The sequence below is a fragment of the Neorhizobium lilium genome (assembly GCF_004053875.1).
Classification (GTDB): Bacteria; Pseudomonadota; Alphaproteobacteria; order Rhizobiales; family Rhizobiaceae; genus Neorhizobium; species Neorhizobium lilii.
This window is the reverse complement of sequence record NZ_SBIP01000002.1, coordinates 463,859-483,596: the sequence shown is the minus strand read 5'-3', so window position 1 is coordinate 483,596 and position 19,738 is coordinate 463,859. Positions and strand designations below refer to the sequence as shown.

22 protein-coding genes are annotated in these 19,738 nt (G+C 59.7%); 6 read left to right on the top strand and 16 right to left on the bottom strand.

What is annotated here, in order from left to right; genetic code table 11:
• Positions 1-4 precede the first annotated feature (4 nt).
• The 4 genes from EPK99_RS08535 to ychF form a co-directional block, all read right to left on the bottom strand.
• Complete coding sequence (locus tag EPK99_RS08535; protein WP_128442611.1) at positions 5-472, bottom strand: MaoC family dehydratase; 468 nt, start codon at positions 470-472, stop codon at positions 5-7.
• Complete coding sequence (locus EPK99_RS08530) at positions 469-927, bottom strand: MaoC family dehydratase (RefSeq protein ID WP_128443373.1); 459 nt, start codon at positions 925-927, stop codon at positions 469-471. Before EPK99_RS08530 ends, EPK99_RS08535 begins: the two co-directional genes overlap by 4 nt.
• Before the next feature lie 61 nt (positions 928-988).
• Entirely contained in the window at positions 989-2,437 is a 1,449-nt protein-coding gene (locus EPK99_RS08525; RefSeq protein ID WP_128442610.1) for a hypothetical protein, read from the bottom strand.
• A gap of 81 nt (positions 2,438-2,518) precedes the next feature.
• A complete protein-coding gene (gene ychF / locus EPK99_RS08520) occupies positions 2,519-3,622 on the bottom strand; it encodes a redox-regulated ATPase YchF (protein ID WP_128442609.1) in 1,104 nt (367 codons plus the stop codon).
• A gap of 147 nt (positions 3,623-3,769) precedes the next feature.
• Between ychF and EPK99_RS08515 the strand changes: the two genes are divergently transcribed.
• From EPK99_RS08515 to clpS, 3 genes are all read left to right on the top strand, one after another.
• A complete protein-coding gene (locus tag EPK99_RS08515) occupies positions 3,770-4,024 on the top strand; it encodes an AbrB/MazE/SpoVT family DNA-binding domain-containing protein (RefSeq protein WP_128442608.1) in 255 nt (84 codons plus the stop codon).
• Complete coding sequence (locus tag EPK99_RS08510) at positions 4,021-4,422, top strand: type II toxin-antitoxin system VapC family toxin (protein ID WP_205909080.1); 402 nt, start codon at positions 4,021-4,023, stop codon at positions 4,420-4,422. The genes EPK99_RS08515 and EPK99_RS08510 overlap by 4 nt, the downstream gene beginning before the upstream one ends.
• A 95-nt stretch (positions 4,423-4,517) precedes the next feature.
• The gene (gene clpS / locus EPK99_RS08505; RefSeq protein ID WP_128442607.1) at positions 4,518-4,826 is read left to right on the top strand and encodes an ATP-dependent Clp protease adapter ClpS; all 309 of its coding nucleotides are present in this window, start codon (positions 4,518-4,520) and stop codon (positions 4,824-4,826) included.
• Between the two features lie 34 nt (positions 4,827-4,860).
• Here the strand turns inward: clpS and prmB are convergent, their stop codons facing one another.
• From prmB to lgt, 12 genes are all read right to left on the bottom strand, one after another.
• Positions 4,861-5,802 (bottom strand): 50S ribosomal protein L3 N(5)-glutamine methyltransferase, encoded by a 942-nt coding sequence (gene prmB, locus EPK99_RS08500; protein ID WP_128442606.1) that lies wholly within the window; start codon positions 5,800-5,802, stop codon positions 4,861-4,863.
• Between the two features lie 43 nt (positions 5,803-5,845).
• A complete protein-coding gene (pth, locus tag EPK99_RS08495; protein ID WP_128442605.1) occupies positions 5,846-6,580 on the bottom strand; it encodes an aminoacyl-tRNA hydrolase in 735 nt (244 codons plus the stop codon).
• Positions 6,581-6,673: 93 nt separating this feature from the next.
• On the bottom strand, positions 6,674-7,399 hold the full coding sequence (locus tag EPK99_RS08490) for a substrate-binding periplasmic protein (RefSeq protein WP_128442604.1): 726 nt from the start codon (positions 7,397-7,399) through the stop codon (positions 6,674-6,676).
• A 63-nt stretch (positions 7,400-7,462) separates the two neighbouring features.
• The gene (locus EPK99_RS08485) at positions 7,463-9,841 is read right to left on the bottom strand and encodes an EAL domain-containing protein (protein WP_128442603.1); all 2,379 of its coding nucleotides are present in this window, start codon (positions 9,839-9,841) and stop codon (positions 7,463-7,465) included.
• Between the two features lie 298 nt (positions 9,842-10,139).
• A complete protein-coding gene (locus EPK99_RS08480) occupies positions 10,140-10,748 on the bottom strand; it encodes a 50S ribosomal protein L25/general stress protein Ctc (protein WP_128442602.1) in 609 nt (202 codons plus the stop codon).
• Positions 10,749-10,999: 251 nt separating this feature from the next.
• On the bottom strand, positions 11,000-11,257 hold the full coding sequence (locus tag EPK99_RS08475) for a hypothetical protein (RefSeq protein ID WP_128442601.1): 258 nt from the start codon (positions 11,255-11,257) through the stop codon (positions 11,000-11,002).
• A 10-nt stretch (positions 11,258-11,267) separates the two neighbouring features.
• Positions 11,268-12,200 (bottom strand): ribose-phosphate pyrophosphokinase, encoded by a 933-nt coding sequence (locus EPK99_RS08470; RefSeq protein WP_128442600.1) that lies wholly within the window; start codon positions 12,198-12,200, stop codon positions 11,268-11,270.
• 105 nt (positions 12,201-12,305) lie between these two features.
• The gene (locus tag EPK99_RS08465; RefSeq protein WP_128442599.1) at positions 12,306-13,028 is read right to left on the bottom strand and encodes a RodZ family helix-turn-helix domain-containing protein; all 723 of its coding nucleotides are present in this window, start codon (positions 13,026-13,028) and stop codon (positions 12,306-12,308) included.
• A gap of 82 nt (positions 13,029-13,110) precedes the next feature.
• A complete protein-coding gene (locus EPK99_RS08460) occupies positions 13,111-14,262 on the bottom strand; it encodes a M24 family metallopeptidase (RefSeq protein ID WP_128442598.1) in 1,152 nt (383 codons plus the stop codon).
• 11 nt (positions 14,263-14,273) lie between these two features.
• Positions 14,274-15,071, bottom strand: coding sequence for a peptidoglycan editing factor PgeF (gene pgeF, locus EPK99_RS08455; protein ID WP_128442597.1), 798 nt, complete (start codon positions 15,069-15,071; stop codon positions 14,274-14,276).
• A 149-nt stretch (positions 15,072-15,220) separates the two neighbouring features.
• Positions 15,221-16,321 carry a class I SAM-dependent methyltransferase gene (locus tag EPK99_RS08450; RefSeq protein WP_128442596.1) on the bottom strand — a complete coding sequence of 367 codons (1,101 nt, stop codon included), beginning with the start codon at positions 16,319-16,321 and terminating at the stop codon, positions 15,221-15,223.
• Positions 16,318-17,190, bottom strand: a complete 873-nt coding sequence (gene lgt / locus EPK99_RS08445; protein WP_245582373.1) for a prolipoprotein diacylglyceryl transferase — start codon at positions 17,188-17,190, stop codon at positions 16,318-16,320. Before lgt ends, EPK99_RS08450 begins: the two co-directional genes overlap by 4 nt.
• A 197-nt stretch (positions 17,191-17,387) precedes the next feature.
• On the opposite strand from lgt, the gene EPK99_RS08440 reads away from it, so the two are divergent.
• The 3 genes from EPK99_RS08440 to proC all read left to right on the top strand — a co-directional run bounded on the left by EPK99_RS08440 (position 17,388) and on the right by proC (position 19,732).
• A complete protein-coding gene (locus EPK99_RS08440) occupies positions 17,388-17,648 on the top strand; it encodes an accessory factor UbiK family protein (protein ID WP_128442595.1) in 261 nt (86 codons plus the stop codon).
• 765 nt (positions 17,649-18,413) lie between these two features.
• Positions 18,414-18,914, top strand: coding sequence for a type III secretion system chaperone family protein (locus tag EPK99_RS08435; protein ID WP_128442594.1), 501 nt, complete (start codon positions 18,414-18,416; stop codon positions 18,912-18,914).
• A 2-nt stretch (positions 18,915-18,916) separates the two neighbouring features.
• Entirely contained in the window at positions 18,917-19,732 is an 816-nt protein-coding gene (proC, locus tag EPK99_RS08430) for a pyrroline-5-carboxylate reductase (RefSeq protein WP_128442593.1), read from the top strand.
• Positions 19,733-19,738: the final 6 nt, after the last annotated feature.

Below are 19,738 nucleotides of genomic sequence, written 5' to 3'. Positions count from 1 at the left end.
AGCACTATTCGAATTCCAGCACGCTGCCTTCGTAGCGCATCACCGGCTCGCCATTCTGGTTGACGGCCTCGTTAAGGGTCATGTTGATCCAGGTGCCGGGCCGGGACGCCAAAGGCCGAGAATCGAGCAGCGTGACCGAATAGGTGATGCTGTCGCCGGCGTAGACGGGCTTCAGCCATTGCAGCTTGCGGAAGCCGGGCGAGGGGCCAAGCTTGGGCGCGGTTAAGCCATCGCTTTCCAGGCGTGCTACTTCGCCCTGCCAATAGGCGAGGAACATCTTCATCCAGCCCGCGCAGGTATGCCAGCCGGAGGCGCAGAGGCTTCCGAACACATAGTTCTTGGCCGCTTCCGGATCCACATGGAAGGGTTGCGGATCGAACTGTCGCGCGAAGCGGATAATATCTTCCGGGGTGAAGACGAGCGTACCAGTGACGACCCTGGTGCCTGTGGGAGAGAGTTCCATCAGCCTCATGCGGCTGCCTCATCTGGGTCTCGCATGCGCATCATGATCGGGTTTTCACCGCGCATCACCACCTCTCCGCGCTGGTTTTGCACCTCGTGCTGGAACTTGACGAGGCCAAGGCCTGGGCGAGTGCGTAACGGCCGCGCATCGAGAACCGTGGAGCGGCCGGAGAGGGTATCGCCCGCCAGTACCGGCTTCTTCCATTCCATGACGTCGATACCCGGCGAGCCTTCCGAGGTGGAGCGCGACAGCCAGCCGTCGAACATCATGCGCATGAAGAGACTTGCCGTATGCCAGCCGGAGGCAGACAGGCCGCCGAGAATGCTCGCGCGGCCGGCCTCTTCGGACAGGTGCATGGGCTGCGGATCGAACTCGGTAGCGAATTCGACAATCTCGTCGGCCGTCACCTGGTGGGTGGCGAGCGCGAAGGAATGGCCTGGCTGGAAATCCTCGAAACACAGCATGACGTCCTCCTCGAACATTTCAAGAGCCGCGGCTGGTGCCGGCAACCCTCACTCGCTCCGCCTAAAAGGGTAGGTCCTGTCCGTTGATCTTGACCTTGTTGGTCTCATCGACGGAGACGGCCCACATATTGCTGCCATCCGGCATTTGCTTCGCAAACCCCTTGGCCATGAGCACGAAAAAGGCGGCCTGGTTGAAGTCGGGTACGGTCTGCGCATTTTGCTGCAGATAGGCAATCGTCTTGTCGAGATCCCGGGCGAAAACAGTCACTTCAGTGTTCTGCCGGGCGGTTTCCTCAGGATAAAAAGTGGTGGTTCCCGAGAGGCTGACGTCATAAATCGACGACCGCGCCCGCACCTCGTCATAGCGAACGGTAACAGCTCCGCCAGGCAGGAAGATACGCTCGATTTCCGCTGTTTGTTGATCGTCAAGCGGCGCAGCCGCATCGAAATCCGCGTGGTCCAGGAAATAGTTGATGCCACTGGCGAGATTGAGCTTATCCACCGAGATGTTCATGGCGAAGCTTTCCGGCACGGCCACCTCGTAAGCGTCCGGGATGAGACCAGGCGGGATCGACGGTTTGTCGAAAGCAATGCCGAAGCCGGCCTTTGCGCCGTCGCTCAAGCCTGTCGAATTGATGGAATAGCGCACCGTCTGGGCGCCGAATTTGCCGGCCGGCGTCGCGATATCCAGATTGGTGAAGTCGATGGTTTCGGCCAAGCCATCGAAGACCGGAAGGCTGGCCCGGATCATCTGCGTCAAGCGGGCTTTATCCTCGGCTGACACGGTCTCGGTCTCTTCCTTGACCTTGTCCATGACGAACAGGACCATGTCCTGCAGCGGCTTGAAAGCCAGCCCGTTGAGGGAGACATCCATCGATAGGCTGTCGGCCGAAAAATCGACCTGCAGTCCGGAAGGATCGATAACCGTTTCAGCGAAGGACTTGACGAGGGCATTGGAGTGAAGTGTCACCTTGCCTTGCGGCTCTTGCCTGCTATCCATCGTCGACTTCAGAGAACCGAAGCGGGCATCAAGCGATTGTGGACCGGACTTTGACGTCATCGCCATGCCGTCCGCGGTCATTTCTGCAGATCTGAAGTAGAGAATTTGCGGGTCATAGACACCGTCGAAGCGAAAAGCATCGATCTTGTAGCTGAAATCGGACGTCTGTTCCGAGGCCGTAATCGAGCCCTTCACATCCAGACTGTCGGACTGGGAAAACTGCCAGGTTCCATCGTCGAGAGGCCGGAGTGCCGACAGCAGAGGCTTGAGCCCGGAGACCGTGATAGTCTTGGGGTCGATGTCCTTCAACAGAACAGCGGGATTGACCGTGAGATCATAAGCGCTGGTGCCGGGCCGGACCTCGATCAGGCCCGAACTGGCAAAGCCCTCCGGCAGGTAGGAGAGGATCTTCTCCTTGATCTGCTTTGCGCCCTCATAGGTGATTTCGGCCGCGCTCGAAGCATGAGTGCCGAGCGCGGTGGAGAACAACAGGGCTATAAGCAGGCGCATCGAGAAGGTCCCCTCACTGTGTGGCAAATCATCTGGCGTTGCGGCAAGCGTCAAGCGACCTGCCGGTAAGCCCGGTCCGGATCAGGTGTTGAAGCGGAAGTGGATCACGTCGCCGTCCTGAACGACATATTCTTTGCCTTCGTCGCGGCCCTTGCCTGCTTCCTTGGCACCGACTTCTCCCTTGAAGGCGATATAATCGTCATAGGAGATGGTGAAGGCCCGGATGAAGCCGCGTTCGAAATCCGTATGGATGACGCCGGCGGCGGCAGGGGCCTTGGTGCCGCGCCGGATGGTCCAGGCGCGGGTTTCCTTGGGACCGACGGTGAAATAGGTGATGAGGTCGAGCAGGTGATAGCCGGCCCGGATCAGGCGGTCGAGACCTGCTTCTTCAAGCCCGAGCGCCGACAGGAATTCCTTGGACTCTTCTTCCGGCAGTTGGGCGACCTCTGATTCGATCGCCGCGGAAATAATGACGCATTCGGCGCCCTGTTCCTTGGCCATGGCGGCAACGGCCTGCGTGTGCTGATTGCCATCGACTGCATCGGCTTCCGCGACGTTGCAGACGTAGAGCACCGGATGCGAGGTCAGGAGGTTCAGGCCCTTCAGGATCTCGATCTCGTCGGCCGCCAGCGTCTTCAGGAGCAGGCGGGCCGGCTTGCCGTCGTTGAGAAGCTTCACCACCGCTTCCATGATCGGCAGCTGAGCGAGCGATTCCTTGTCCTTCGAGGCCGCGCGCTTGCGGGTCTGCTCGACGCGGCGCTCCAGGCTTTCGAGGTCGGCGAGCATGAGCTCCGTCTCGATCGTATCGGCATCGCCAACCGGGTCGATCCGCCCTTCGACATGGGTGATGTCGTCATCCTCGAAACAACGCAGTACATGCACCACGGCATCGACTTCGCGAATATTGGCCAGAAACTTGTTGCCCAGGCCTTCACCCTTGGACGCGCCGCGCACGAGGCCGGCGATATCCACGAAAGAGATGCGGGTCGGAATGATTTCCTTCGAGCCGGCAATGTCGGCCAGCGTCTTCATGCGCGGATCCGGAACGGCCACTTCGCCCGTGTTGGGCTCGATCGTGCAAAACGGATAGTTGGCAGCCTGCGCCGCGGCCGTCTTGGTCAGCGCATTGAAAAGCGTGGACTTGCCGACATTCGGCAGGCCCACGATACCGCATTTGAAACCCATGGGTCCGGACCCTGTCTTTGTGAAGATTTTCGTTGGCTTGGCTATGGGCGAAACTGCCGAAGCGGTCAAGGCTTGGGGTCATTCCGGGACGCCAGTCTTGCAGGTAAGGCAGTTTTGCCTTACCTTTATAATGATGTGGAGGCAGCAATGGTTAGACTGAAAGTCACCGCCAAGGGGCAGATTACCCTGAAGAAGGAAGTTCTCGATCATCTTGGCGTAAAGCCGGGGGATCATCTTGACGTCAAGCACGGTGCAGATGGTACGCTGAAGTTGGCGCGCGTACGCGAAAAGACTGGAAATATCTTGGACGTCTTCGGCAGCGTGAAAAATGAACACGGCCTTCATTTTACTCTGGACGAAATTAAAGAAGAGATCGACAAAGCCTGGGCAAGCGAACCTTGATCATCCTCGACACCAATATTCTGCTTCGCGCAGCTCTGGATGATGATCCGAGGCAGTCGAACATCGCGCAAGGATGTCTTGCTGATGCTGACGAGATCGCGATTCCGCTTCCCGTATTTTGCGAGTTTGTGTGGGTGCTGTCACGGAGCTATAAGCTGCGAAAGGAGATGGTGATCTCCGCCGTTCTCCGGCTTATCAATAGCTCAAACGTCACATGCGACGAGGAGGCCGTCGAAGCAGGCCTTGCCTTCCTTCAGGCCGGCGGAGATTTCGCGGACGGCGTCATTGAATTCGAGGGCCGCAAGCTGGGCGGGACCAGGTTCGTAACCTTCGACAGGCAGGCCGCTTCAATCGTCCGAGACAAAGGCCGTGAGGTGGTTCTTCTCGACGCCGGCTGAATGTCTGCCCGTCTCCGCTTGCTTGAAATGTCAAGGTCGCGATGCGATATAGCGACGAATGCGGCCAACCAGGCCGGGGTCATCAGGGGATGCCGATGCCGGGCAATACTACCCTCAAACCAAAGACCGTCACCAAGCCGAAGCTGGAGCGTCCCAAGCTCTACAAGGTCATACTGGTGAATGACGACTACACGCCGCGCGAATTCGTGACCATGGTCCTGAAGGCCGTGTTCCGCATGAGCGAGGAGGCGGGTAGCCGTGTCATGCTGACCGCGCACCAGCTGGGAACCGCTGTTGTCGTTGTCTGCACAAAGGATATCGCCGAGACCAAAGCCAAGGAGGCTGTCGATCTCGCCAAGGAAGCGGGTTTTCCGCTGATGTTCGTGACGGAACCTGAGGAGTAGATCTTTCCTGCCTCAAGCTGCGTGACGGCCAGCGTCAGCGCTTCTTCTTGATCGACACGCCCAAAGCTTCCGCCGAAATCCAGAACACGCTGTCGGGTGCTTCTGCGGTTTCGAGCCAGACGAATTCGAGGTCCGGAAACTCCTCTTCCAGGATATGACGCCCGTTGCCGATCTCGCAGATCATGCCGCCGCCAGGATTGAGATGGGCCGGGGCTTCCGAAAGCAACTGTCGGACGATATCGAGCCCGTCAAGTCCGCCGTCGAAGGCCATGGCCGGCTCGGCCCGGTACTCTTCCGGAAAGGCGTCGATTTCCTCGTGATCCACATAAGGCGGATTGGTGATGATGAGGTCGTATTTCCTGTTGCCGATCGGTTGGAACAAATCGCCCTGATGGAGCGTCAACCGATCCTGAACCTCATGGTCACCGACGTTGAGCTCGGCGACCGCCAGGGCATCGGCGGAAAGATCGACGGCATCGATTTCTGCATTGGGGAAGAATTTGGCAGCCAGGATGGCCAGGCACCCCGAACCGGTGCAGACGTCGATGACGCTTTCGACGGCGATTGGATCGGGAAGATATACAGGCTCGTCATCCCCCAGATATTCGGAGAAGAGAATTTCGCCGATATGGGAGCGCGGCACGATGACCCGCTCATCGACGCGGAAGCGGATACCCTGGATGTAGGAGCGGCCCGTGAGATAGGCGGAGGGCTTGCGGGTCGAAACCCTGGCATCGATTCGCTCGGCGAGAAGCCGCCGCTCGTCCGCCGTCAATCGAGCATCCAGGAAAGGATCGAGCGTGTCGATGGGCAGGTCGAGCGAGTCGAGAAGGAGAAAGGCTGCGTCGTCCGTCGCGGTCGTGGTGCCGTGGCCGAAGCTCAGCTTGGCGGCATTGAAACGCGAGATCGCGTAGCGCCAGAAATCACGCAGCGTCACAAGTTCGCTCGCGATGTCGGTGGTTTGGATCTTCGTCATTGAGCGGTTCCGATTTGAAACAGTGAGGTCGTAGGTCTGGGGGTCATTCCGGCTTATTGCCGAACATTTTCTTGAGCATGTCCGCCATGGGGCCGCTCGATGGAATGCTTGGCTTTGCGCCGCCGCGGGCCTGATGAATGTGGGATTTACCGGCAGGCTTGGCAGCGGGTTTCGCCGAAGCCTTGGCTGGAGCGGACTCCGGGTCCGGCTTTGCGCCCACCGCAAGCGCCAGCTTGTTCATCAGTTGCGAATCCTCTCCCTTCACCAGCATTTCCGCATTGTCCGCAAGCGTGTCCAACATCGGCGAAAGCCAGGTCTGGTCCACCTTGGCGAAATCGCCCAGGACATGGTTGTGCACCAGTTCCTTTGCACCGGGATGACCGATGCCGAGCCGCAGGCGGCGATATTCCCTGCCGCAATGGGCGTCGAGCGATTTCACCCCGTTATGACCTCCATGACCGCCACCGGTCTTGATGCGCGCCTTGGCCGGCATCAGGTCAAGTTCGTCATAGATGGCGATGATGTTTTCCGGGCCAAGCTTGTAGAAGCGCATCGCTTCGCCCACGGCTTCGCCGGAGAGGTTCATGAAGGTCTGCGGCTTCATGAGCAGGACTTTCTCGCCCGCCAGCTCGCCTTCCGATATCTCTGCCTTGAACTTCTTGGACCATGGCGCAAAGCCTGGCCGGCGTTGGATCGCGTCCAACGCCATGAAGCCGATATTGTGCCGGTTGGCCGAGTATTTGGCGCCGGGATTGCCGAGACCCGCGATGATGAGCATGAAAAAATATGTCCTGGACCGATGGCTTTCACCATCGCGAAACGAAGAGAAAGTCAACTGGTTTCAGTGTGCCAGCCGAACGAGGCTTCTCTTCTACTGGGAACGGTTGATGCCGTACTTCTTTTCGACCGCTCTTTGGGTTCCGTCGGCAATCATTTTCGTGAGATTCGATTGCATCCTGGCAATGATATCGTCCGGGATGTTCCTGTTGCAGGCGATGCCAAGCTGCTGCTCGGTGAGCACGATGACTTTCTCGATCGGGTTGCCATCGGTCTTGAGTTTGTCATAGACGCTCTCCGACATGGGCATCATGTCGATGCGGTCACCAAGCAGCTTGCGCAGGGTCGTATCGATGTCCGCGCTCAGATCGATCTTGGGGAAGCCGAGGCTCTTCAAAATCTGCGCAGTATAGTCTTCCCTGTGGGTGCCGAGAGTGAACTGCCTAGCCTCGTCAAGTGTGCCGGCATGAACATTCGAACCGGCATGGCGGACGAGGATGCTACGATCGATATAGAGGGGCACCACCCATTTGAAGCGGGTTTCGCGCTCCGGCGTGCGGGCGGCGGCAAAGACGCAGTGCCATTCCCGCGTCTCGGCCAGCGTGATCGCGCGAGCCCAGGGCATTATCTCCAGTGTATAGGGTGGCCCGACATCGCGCATGATGATCGCAACCTGCTCCACGCCGATGCCTTTGTAGCTGCCGTCGCTATCGCGGTAGCTGAAAGGTGGGTAGGATTCCGTGCTGAAGGTGATGGATTGTTGGGCGAAGGCGCAATTGGCCACGCCCAGACCGGCAAAAAGCAGCAGTGCCTCTTTCATATTCCAGCCTCCGAACGAGCGTGGTTGCGGGTGAAATCCGCGTCTCGTCCTTGGCTGTCGCCCTTAACCCGCCAAGGATGCAATGTCGGTCATTTCCACTGAGAGCACCGAAAGCAATTCCGAAATTTCGCGGGGTTTGGAGAAGTAGTAGCCTTGAGCATAATCTACACCCATTTGCATCAGCAGAGAACGTTGCTCGGCCGTCTCGACGCCCTCGGCCACGACCTTGCAGTTCATCTGATGGGAAATTGCCCGTATGCCCTCGATCAGCATCGTGTTCTTCCGGCCGATCTCGCTTGCCGGTTCACCGAGTGAGCGGATGAAGGACTGATCGATCTTGACGATATCCACCGGGAACCGGCTGAGATAGCTCAGGGACGAGTAGCCCGTTCCGAAGTCATCGAGCGCGATCCGGCAGCCGAACTCATGGATCTCGTTGAGGATCGTCCGGATATCCGGGTTGTCGTGCATGAGGACGGCTTCTGTTATTTCCACCACCAGCCGCGAAGGAAGGATGCCGTAGCGGCCGAGAATCCCTGACAGGCGTGTCGGCAAGGCGTGGTCGAACTGCAACGGCGAAAAATTGACGGCGACATACGTGTCCCGCATGCCGGGCAGGCGCGATACGCGGGCCAGATTTGCAACCGCATCTTCCAGGATAAGATTGCCGATCTGTCCGATCGTGCCGTTCTCTTCGGCCACGCCAATGATGGAGGCCGGCGACATCAGGCCCTTGCGGGGATGGCGCATGCGCATCAAGGCCTCGAAGCCCGAAGGCTGGCCGGTGGTAATATCCACGATTGGCTGCAGATGCGCTTCGAACCAGCTGGCTGTGATGGCGAGATCGATGTCGTTCTCGATTTCGGCCCTTTCTCTTGTCTGGTCCAGCATGGCTTCGTCGAAGACCTGTGCGCCGTTCTTGCCGTCGCGCTTGCGGGCATACATGGCAAGGTCCGACTTCTGCAGCAGCTCCGCAGCGCTTGAAGCGTGCCCCGGATAGAAGGCGAGCCCTATGCTGGCACTCAGGCGCATCGTCGTTCCCTGAACGCGGAAAGGCGCCTCGAACATGTCCACGATCTTCTGGCACAATTCATGGCCGCGCTGGTCGGCGACGTCTCCGGGCAGGAGGATGGCAAATTCATCGCCGCCGAGGCGGGCCGCTGTGTCGTTTTCGCGGAGCATGGGCTGGATGCGCTCGACGAACTGCCGCAGCACGGCATCGCCTGCGGAGTGGCCAAGATTGTCGTTGATCGCCTTGAAACGATCCAGATCGACGAAGAGGCAAGCCAGCTCACTGTTTCTTCGATCCGCTTCCTTGATTCTGTCTTCAAGCGTGGCTTCGAAGCCCTGGCGATTGAGAAGTCCTGTCAGATGGTCTGTGACAGCTTGTCGGCGATTGCGCAGTTCGGACTGCTTGAGTTCGGTGACGTCGGTCATGACGCTGAGAGAGCCGGCGACATGAGCACTTGTGCCGGTGAGTTCTGTTTCGACGATCAGCACGTCAATAAGCCTGCCGTCCATGCAGATGAATCGGACAGTCAGTTCGAGCGCCGGCCCGCCTGCTTTCCGATGCTGCTTGCGCGCCGCGTAAAATCCGCGGTTCTCCGGTGCGACGAGTTCCGAAAACGGATGCCCGATAACCGTCTCGCGGCGGTAGCCCGTGACCAGCAGCCAGTAGTCGCTGACTGCTGCAATGTGGTCGTTGGAGGTGAGCGAGAACAGCATGGCCGGGGTGAGATTGTAGATCTCGGTCGCCTGCTGATGCGCACGCCTGATTTCCCGTTCCTCGCGTTCGAGCAGCGTCTGCATCTCGTTAAAGCTTTTCGCCAGCCGCCCCATCTCGTCACTGGAGCGCCAATCGACGTGGTGGCGAGAGCCCAGCTTGCGCGTGGCTTCCACGGCGGCGGTAAGGCGCATCAGCGGCTTGATCACCATCAGTCGGTTGCCGAGGATGGCGGCGCCGAAGACGGTCAGAATGGCGATGACGAAAATGGAGACGAAGGCGAATTCGATCTCATGCAGCGCGGAGAACCAGCCCGGCATTTGCACGTAAGCCGTGACCGTTCCTACCTCCTGCGGCCCTTGCTGCGCATTGTAGAAGATCGGGCGCGACATGAGCGTTAAGTCTCCCATGTCGAGATTCTCGGTCATGCCGCTGTAGAGATTGAGCTTTCCAGTCGTGTCCGTCACACGAGCGCCCGAGATCGTCCTATCGGCAACCAGGGCTGTGATGACCTGCTCGACGCTGTCCGTATCCAGATCCCACAGCGGCTTTGCGAGTGCTCGTGAATTGGTATCAAGCACGACATCGACATGCCCCCGCAAGTTTTGCGTGGCCTGCTGCGACGAAAGCGCCAGGAACAGAGTGAAGAGCGGGGCAACCACGATCAGAAGCGCACCGGAAACGATGGCTATAAATCGACTTTCAACGGAATGCGTCATCCGTTTTCCTTAAGCCCCGCGACCGCCAGGGTAGATCTTGAGCGTGCCTGGGCTAAATTGAAAGCCTGGTCCTGACCGGAATTCCCTCCAGGGGAGCCGTTCCAATTTACCCTATGCACTCCAAGCCCCCCACTTGATGTTCAAGTGGCGCCATAGTTCACATAAACTCTTAATCTTTGCTAAAACGGGAGGATCTACTTGCGCATGAATCGCATAAGTTGTGGAGCATTGGCTGATTATCAAACAAAAAACCCGCCTTCGGTGAAGACGGGTTTGATGAAACCGAAGGAGTTTAAGCTTATTCGGTCGGTGCGGCAGCTTCTTCTTCTTCCGCAATACCTGCAGCCGGCGCGACGATCGTAGCGATCGTGAAGTCGCGGTCGGTGATCGTGGGCTTTGCACCCTTCGGCAGCTTTACATGCGAAATATGGATGCTGTCGCCGATCTTGAAGCCGTCGAGGTCCACGGTGATGAATTCCGGGATGTCGTTGGCAGGAACAAGCATTTCCACGGCATGACGAACGATGTTCAGAACGCCGCCGACCTTGATGTCCGACTTCTCTTCATTGACGAAGTGAACCGGAATTTCAACGGTGACTTCGCTGTCTGCGGAGACACGCAGGAAATCGATATGCATGGTGAAGTCGCGGACCGGATCCAGCTGGTAGTCCTTGGGAAGGACCTGGATCTTCTCGCCGTTGACATCAATCGTGGCGACGGTTGTCATGAAACCGCCGGCGTGGATGCGCTTCGTCACTTCGTTCGTGTTGATCGCGATCGAAATGGGGGACTGCTTGTCGCCATAAATGACGGCAGGGATAAAACCGTTGCGGCGAAGTTCACGGGAGGACCCCTTACCAACCCGTTCGCGCGCCTCGGCCTTGAGCTCGTAAGATGCGTGGCTCATGGCATTTCCTTTCGAGGTTATATGGAGAGTTTTTCGCGAGTGATTTCACCGCGTCAAACTGAAGGGCCTCATCCGATGCTCTTCATCCGCGTTGCCTCCAAGGGTGTCTACGCGGACGGGGTCCCTATAATACAAGGTGCTCCGTGACGCAAGGGAGAGCTGAAATGTGCAGAAATACTGCCATCCGCGGGCTTTTACGTCCATATGGGCAGGACGGCTTACCGCTCGCGACGAGGATTACGGCGGGCAGATCAGCGCCGCGGTTCGCCCCCCGGAGCATAAGCCGTCTTCTGCTCGAAGCGGAACTTGTGGCCGCACTGGCCGCACCGCAGGATGTGTTTTTTCGGATCGCTCGAGGCAAATTCCGTCTGGAAGCTTCTGGGAAGCTCGTCGATTCTGAAGTCCCGATGGCTGGCCCGCTTGTCGTCGGCCTCCGAAACCTCGGCAAAGCCGGTATTGCCGCATTGCGGGCATTCCAGCTTGCGGGAGTAGCGGTCTCGGGCTGCCACGTTTCTACCGTCAGTCGAACAGGCTGGAAACGGACGCTTCCATGGCCGTGCGGTTGATGGCTTCGCCAAGCAGGTTGGCCGTGGTGATCACCCGTATATTATGGGCCGACTGCACTGCCGTTGTCGGCTGAATGGAATCGGTGATCACCAGTTCCTTGAGCTTGGATGCGGCGATCCGGGTGACCGCGCCACCGGACAATACGCCATGGGTGATATAGGCGGTGACGCTGGTCGCGCCATTCTTCAGGAGCGCTTCGGCCGCGTTGCAGAGCGTGCCGCCTGAATCTACGATGTCGTCGATCAGCAGGCAGTCCTTGCCGGTCACGTCGCCGATGACGTTCATGACTTCCGACTCGCCGGCGCGCTCGCGGCGCTTGTCGACAATGGCGAGCTGACAGTCGAGCCGCTTGGCGAGCGACCGGGCGCGAACCACGCCGCCGACATCCGGGGAGACAACCATCACGTTCTTCAGGTCATAGTGTTCCTTCACGTCGCGCCCCAGGATCGGCACTGCGTAGAGATTGTCCGTCGGGATGTCGAAGAAGCCCTGGATCTGACCAGCATGAAGGTCGAGCGTCAGGACGCGATCGGCACCGGCCTCGGTTATGAGATTGGCCACGAGCTTGGCGGAGATCGGTGTGCGGGGCCCAGCCTTGCGGTCCTGTCTAGCGTAGCCGAAATAAGGAAGAACTGCGGTGATACGTTTGGCGGAAGACCGCCGGAACGCATCGATCATGATCAGCAGTTCCATCAGGTGATCGTTGGTGGGAAACGATGTGGATTGGATGACGAACACGTCTTCCCCACGCACATTCTCCTGGATTTCAACGAAGATTTCCTGGTCTGCGAAACGCCTTACACTCGCCTTGCCCACTGGAACATTTAAATAGGTGCAGATCGCGTCGGCGAGATGCCGGTTCGAGTTGCCTGCGAAAACCTTCATTGCGGTCCGCCTGTTTTGAAGCTGGATGGGCGCCTTTTACCGGGCACGTCTTCGAATGCAATAGAGTTTCGTCTCCGCCACCTCATTTTATGGCGAAGGCGTGTCCTAACCGGCACGCGACTGGCGCCAGCTGAGGTAATCCTGGATGGTCTTGGCAGCGATTTCTTCCATGGTGGAGGCCGGAACGGCGGTCCAGGGATCCGACCCCTTGGCTGGAACGACTGCCTGACCCTGCATGCGGTGAAGGCGGTTGCCCGTGCCGTCAAGTACATCCCAGACATAGATGACGGTCACCTTGCCTTCGTCCGCAAAGGCGGAAAAGTAGCCCTTGAGGATATGTTCGGTGCTGGTGTCGCCGGACGGTCGAATGGTGAGCCCGCTTGCCCGCGCCTGGGCGCCGAGTTGTCGCGACAATGGCGTCACCGCCTGCACCGGAGCGCCGATGATGGGAAGGAAGCGGATCGTGCCCGTAGCCGTCGCTGCGGATGGCAGCGAGGCATTCTGTTGCGACTGTCCTGTCGCGGGCAGCGGGCTTTCGCTCTCCTGTTGCACAGGAGGACCCGAAGATGCGGGTGACGCGCTTCCGTCCTGCATGGCCTCGGCTTGCGCCTGGAGTGTGTTCTGCGGTCCCATGGACCGGTTCTGCGCGGTATTGGAGCTGGTCGCGGGGTTGCCTGCCATCCGCTCCGTATCCGCCTGGGTGACCGGCGTCGATGTTCGGCGGCCGGAGCCGATCTCTGCCTGGGGCGTCAGCGTATCGCTGGTGTTGCAGGAAGCCAGCGCCAGCGTCAGCAGAAGTGTGCAACCCAATCTCTCGGTAAGCCGCATGACTGCCTCCTGCCGCCAGATTGCCGGTTGTCGAACTTAAGGTTCGGCCCGAAGGCCTGTCAATCGCAAGATGCACGGCAGGTCACCGGGCGATCAGGTCCAATCCGTGGCGAGATAGGGAAAGGGGCGCGGATTCCGTCGTCTGATAGGTCTGGCCGAGCGTCATGGCAGTGCCGCTGTCGGAGTCCATGATGATCATGTGAACGAAGAGCGTCATGTCCGGCAGGATCTCCTGCGTGTTGCCGAACTGAAACATCTGATGCTCCATCCATGAGGGCGAGAAACGCGCTCCAAGCGAATAACCGCAGGCATTGAGGCGGTGGCGGGAGAGGCCGCGCTCATCGAGAACCTGCGCATGAATATCGAAGACGTCGCCGAAGCTGTGGCCTGGCCGAAGCACCTCTTCGATCGCCTGGATCGTATCGACGCAGGCTTTGTGGAGCTCCCGCTGGCGGTGCGACGGCTCGCCGACCACCACGGTGCGCATCATTGCGGCGTGGTAATGTGCGCTGACGCCAGCCCATTCCACCGTCAGCTGATCCGTTGCTTCCAGTTTGCGGCGGCCGGACTTGTAGCGGCAGAGCAGGGCATCTTCGCCCGATCCGATGACGAATTCATTGGCGGGATAATCGCCGCCGCCAGCAAGAACCACACCCTGCATGGTGGCCAGTATGTCTGCTTCATCTCCGCCTGCCGCAATCAGCGAAAGGGCGGCATTGAGGGCGTCGTCCGCCAGTTCGGCCGCACGGCGGACATGGGCGAGTTCGACCGCGCTTTTGACCAGCCGCAGCCCGCTCACGATATAAGAGGCATCGACGATATGGCCGAAGGTCATCAGCTGATTGTCGATCAGGCGTGCGACCCGGCCCGTCATGCCGTGGGTGTCGTATTCGATACCGATCCGGGCTCCGAGCAGGTCCATCTCGCTCAGGAGGTTCTTCAGATCGAGCGTCGGGTCGGCATTGACCCGATCCACCCAGACGACGACGTTTTGCACGATTGAGGTCTGGCGCGCCTGCCGCATATCGGCGGAGCGCGTCAGGAGCGTCAGGGTTCCGTCCGCCTTGACGATCAGTGTCTGGAAGAAGCAGTAGCCGAAGCTGTCATAGCCGGTCAGCCAGTACATGCTCTCCTGCGCAAACAGCAGCAGAGCATCCAACTTCTCGGCCTGCATCCTCGCGGTCAGGCGCGATAGCCGCTCCGCATATTCGCTTCGTTCGAAGTGCAGCGCCATGATGTATTTCCCTACTGGGCCTCCCTGATGGATATGGCTGAGATCTGGCGGCCGTAATCCGGCTCTTTGGAATGGGTGGTGCGGCGGTAGGAATAGAACCGGTCCGCATCCGGATAGGTGTCGAGGCCAAGGCTTTCGGCCGTCACTCCGGCTTTCCGGAGCCGGTGGATGGTCAGCGAGGGCAGGTCGAACATGGCATGGCCCTGTTTGGCAGAGGGGCTGAAAAAGCTCTGATAGGATGGGTCGAAGGACACAAACCGCTCGATGAATTCCGGACCCACTTCATAGCTTGCTGGCCCGATCGACGGCCCGAGAACCGCCGTGATGTTTTCCCGGGCAGCGCCCAAGGAGATCATCGCATCTATCGTGTTCTCAAGAACGCCGGTCAGCGCACCCTTCCAGCCGGCATGGGCTGCGCCGATGACGCCGTTCTTGCCGTCCACAAAAAGGATAGGACCGCAGTCGGCGGCCAGCACTCCAAGCGCCACCCCAGGGACGGCGGTGACCATGGCATCCACCTGGGGCCGTTCTCCTGCATAGGTTTCATCGACCACATAGACATCCGGCGAATGGACCTGATGCACGGTCGCCAGTTTTTCGACGGGCAAACCGAACCAGGCGGCCACGCGCGAACGGTTTTCCATGACCCTGATGCGGTCGTCACGGGATCCGATCCCGACATTGAGGCCAGCGTAAATGCCTTCCGATACGCCGCCTTGGCGGGTGAAGAAGCCATGCCCGATGCGGCTTCCGGCTGCCTCATTCAGGAGCGGGCTCTCGATCGGCGTCGGCAAGGGGAGGTCCTGCATTGGCGGCTCCTATCCGGTTGATGGGGTGGGGCTTTGTGCAGGCGACGGAATTGGTCCAACTGCTTCGAACGGCGGGAGAGTGGCGCAAGGGGAGGGCGGATGTCAATCCGACAATGCCTTGCCGGCGCTGGGTCATCAGATGCGCAGTTTCACTCGACGGGACGGAACGGCATGAGATTGAGGGCCGGGCTCGAAACGGCGATGACCTTGAAGAGCTCACCCATCTTGCCGGCACCTTCGCCGGCCAGGCGGTCAACGGCGGCAGCGACCAGCCGCTGATCGACAGGCTCCTGGTCGCGAGCCAGCGCTGCGGCGCGCTCGGCAAGGCCGAGACCGTAGAGGAATTCTCCCTGGCGCAGGCCGCCATTCACGTGCACGCCCATGGACAGCGCAACCTTAGCCAGATCCTCGAAGTCCACATGGCTGGTCAGGTCTGCCTCGCCGGGGTTTGCAAGCGGCGGATCGAAATCATGCTGGCGCACCGCCTGCATCGTATCGCCGAAACCGGTAACCATGTGCCCGTAGTCGATGATGAGAGCCGTTCCGCCAAACTCCTTAAGGCGCTGGCAGAGCGTCTGCATGACGGCTTGGCGGGCTGGCGAAAGCTCGAAGATCGTGCCGTCCGGGATGGTGGAGACCGGTGCCGGCAAAAGATCCGGGTCGAGCGTCGCTACGCCTACGGTGAAGGCGAGTTCGTCCTCAGCGTCCAGCGCGACCACGCGTTCCCGGAACCCCGTCGGTGTCTTTACGAACTGGCGGATCGGGATCGCGTCGAACAGTTCGTTGGCAGCGATCAGGGTGAAGCCTTCCGGCACGTCTTCGAAACTGTCATGCCAGGAAATCTTGGTCGAATAGGCTTCCAGGGTCACGCGCTGGACGCCCCGCAACCTCTCGCTCGTTTCGACCAGATGGACATGCAGGTCATCGAAAAGCGACGGCGTGATGCGCTTTATCACCCGCAGCATATCGGCCATCATGGTGCCGCGACCGGGTCCGATCTCAACCAGGCGCACGCCGGTAGGCTGCTCATGGCGCTGCCAGGCATGAACCAGGAAAATTCCGACCATCTCGCCGAAGAGCTGGCTGATCTCCGGGGCGGTGATGAAGTCTCCGTGGCGACCAAAGGGTTCGCGGGTGCGGTAATAACCGTGTTCCGGATCAGCTAGGCACAGCGCAAAGTAGTCGGTCACGCTGATGGGACCGTTGATACGGATCAGCGACTTTATCTTGTCAGCCAGAGGAGTGCTCACGCAGAACCCTCCACCTCGGGCAACGACGGGTGTCTGGCGGCCAGGCGGGCACGCATGATGGCGGCGATGCCGATCAGCAGCATGGGAGTGGAGAGGATCATGCCCATGGTTAGCCAGTCCGTGCCGAGAAGATAGCCCAACTGCTTGTCAGGCTCCCTGAAAAACTCGACAAAGATACGGCAAAGCCCATAGCCGAAGACAAAAGTGCTGGAGACGAGGCCCGGCGTCTTCAGCGCCTTGAACCCGTAGATCATGACGGCCAGTACCAGCAGGAGCAGGATGCCTTCAAGGCCTGCCTCATAGAGTTGGCTCGGATGCCGCGCAAATGGTCCGCCGGTGGGGAAGACGATCGCCCAAGGCATACTGCTGAGCCGGCCCCAGAGTTCGCCGTTCACGAAATTGGCAATGCGGCCGAAGAAGAGGCCAATCGGCACCACAGCGGCGATGATATCCAGCATGCTCCACACGGGGATGGCGTTGCGGCGCGCGAACAGGATGATCGCAAGCGTCGCGCCGATGAATCCGCCATGGAAGGACATGCCGCCGTTCCAGATCTCGATGGCCCGGATCGGGCTCTCTATCACGGCGCCAAGATCGTAGAAGAGGATGTACCCCAGCCGCCCGCCGATCACGACACCAGCGGCGACCCAGACCAGGAAATCATCAAGATGGGCATGGGTGATCGGCGACTGGTTATTCTTCCACAGCGCTCCATTGCTGACCAGCCGGCGCGCGTAGAGCCAGCCGAGCAGAATGCCTGCCACATAGGCAAGGCCATACCAATGCACGGCGAGCGGCCCGATGGCGAAGGCCACCGGATCGATGTCAGGAAAGGGGATCAGGGCGAAAAAGTGAAGCGCTTGATACAAAATACGGGGTTCTCAACCAGCTTTATGTCGCCGGAACATGGCCTTGCGGATATTCGCGGTCAAGGCTTATCTCTCCCGAGGATCGAGCGAACGGTGGATGACGCTTGCAAGGTGGCGGTACAGGCCCTACTTCCATTCCATCAACCCATTGCGACAACAACGGGCCGGCCAATGCCGGCTGCACGGGAGACAGGACGATGGCAACCGGAACGAACCGCATATTCGACGATTTCGCGCGGCTTATGACCGATGCCGCCGGCGCTGCACAGGGTGTGCGCAAGGAAGTCGAGACCGCTTTCCATGCGCAGGCCGAGAAATTCCTCAACAGCATGGACGTGGTGAAGCGCGAGGAATTCGAGGCCGTTCGCGAAATGGCCGCGCGTGCCCGCGACGAGAACGAGGTCTTGAAAGCCCGTATCGAGGCGCTGGAAGCGAAGCTGTCCGGCCAACAATCGTAAGTCGTTGGTGACGTGACAAGCAGGACTCCCTCCCGGCCTGCCGGGGGGCACTTCCATCTGGTGGCTGGCACGCAAGCTGGGGATGATTTTACGCCCATCAAAAAATTACTTCCCCCGTTTCCAGCCGCTTAACTGCATTCGCGTCCCCAGATCGTCCACGCCTTTCGAATTCCGTCCATAATTCCATAGTCATCGGATGGGAGCCGGGTTCGCGAACCGGATTGCGTCCTCGGGTTCGAAAGTTCCCGGTTCCGATGATGGTCAGGCCAAGGTGAGCGGGAAGAGGGCTCGGAAATCCTCTTCAAGCTCCCCAGACCGGGCCGGGACAGGTGGAAAGCCTGAAAACTCATACTTAACTGCACTACCTCCGCCTGTCCCATTCCCTGTCGCCTGCCGCGGATCGACCGTCGGCGGGAGCGAGGGCGTATCGGCCGTCTCCCGAACTTTCATCAAAAAAATGCAGCCTGTGGACATGTCCAAAAAAGCCAGCGTCCAGAGTCAGTTATGACTCCCTTCTGATCCCCGCCCTAAACAAGTTCCGACGACTATACCGGCAAATTTGGCGTACAGGGGCTGGCAGCAGGACTCCGTCTAGGTACACTGATTTTAAAGGATGATTCGAAACGGGCTGGTAAGCTCCAGACAGGGTAACAGCGTTATTCTGGCAGCGTCGAGCGATCATCCGCAGTGTTGTTTCCGGTATTTGTTCGCGTTTCTGGCGTCGGTCGCACGAAGTCGCATTCATTCCGGTCAAGAAGGTGCCGCATGAGCCTCATTCAGATGGAAATGGAACGCCAGTCGAACCCGGTCGATATGATCGAGTTCGTCGCAGCCTCGAACGACTGGACGTTCGAACGGTCGGGCGAAGACGAAATCGCCATGACCGTGGAAGGCCGCTGGACGGACTATCATGTGTCCTTCTCCTGGATGGAGGAATGCGAGGCGCTGCATCTGGCCTGCGCCTTCGATCTCAAGATCCCCGATATCCGCGTCAACGAGGTCATCCGGCTGCTCTCCCACATCAATGGGCAGACGCTGATGGGCCATTTCGACCTCTGGCGCCAGGAAGATGTCGTCATCTTCCGGCAGTCGCTGCTGTTGGCCGGCGGCGCAGAGCCGACCAACCAGCAGGTCGAAGTGCTGCTGTCGAGCGCGCTCGATGCCTGCGAGACCTATTTTCAGGCATTCCAGTTCGTGGTCTGGTCCGGCATCGACTCCAAGGCGGCCATGGAAGCCGTGCTGTTCGAGACCGTGGGCGAGTGCTGACTATGCCGTCGCAGTTTGGGTCTGTCGTTCTCGTCGGTGCTGGCAATATGGGCGGCGCCATGCTGACTGGCTGGCTGAGGAGCGGCGTTCCGGGAGCGTCTGTCACCGTCATTGATCCATCGCCGTCCGATGCGATCCGCATCATATTGGCCGATGCCGGTGCGCGTCATGCGCCTTCGTTGCCTGAAGGGCTGGTGGCCGATATCCTGTTCCTGGCGGTCAAGCCGCAGATGATGGACGCGGTGCTGCCACCGCTTCGTGCTGCTGTGGGTGAGAAAACCGTGGTCGTGTCCGTCGCTGCAGGCAAGACGCTTTCCTATCTGGCAGGCCATCTCGGCGAGGCAGCCATGGTGAGGGCCATGCCGAACACACCGGCCATGATCGGCCGCGGCGTCACCGGCGCCTATGCCAATCCAAAGGTCGGCAGCAGCCAGCGTGACGTAGTCCAGTCCCTGCTGAAGGTCAGCGGGCCTGTGGAATGGGTCTCATCCGAAGCGGATATCGACGCGGTCACGGCCGTTTCCGGCAGCGGTCCGGCCTATGTCTTCTATCTGGTCGAGTGCATGGCGGAAGCGGGCCGAAAGGCCGGGCTTCCGGCTGATCTTGCGATGCGGCTTGCGCGGGAAACCGTATCCGGGGCAGGGGAGCTTCTCCACCAGTCGCCGGAGGAAGCCTCGAAGCTGCGGCAGAACGTGACATCGCCCGGCGGCACGACTGCCGCTGCCCTGTCTGTCTTGATGGCGGAAGACGGCATGCAGCCTTTGTTCGACAGGGCGATTGCCGCTGCCCGCCGAAGGGCGGAAGAACTCGGGAGCTGAGGGCGC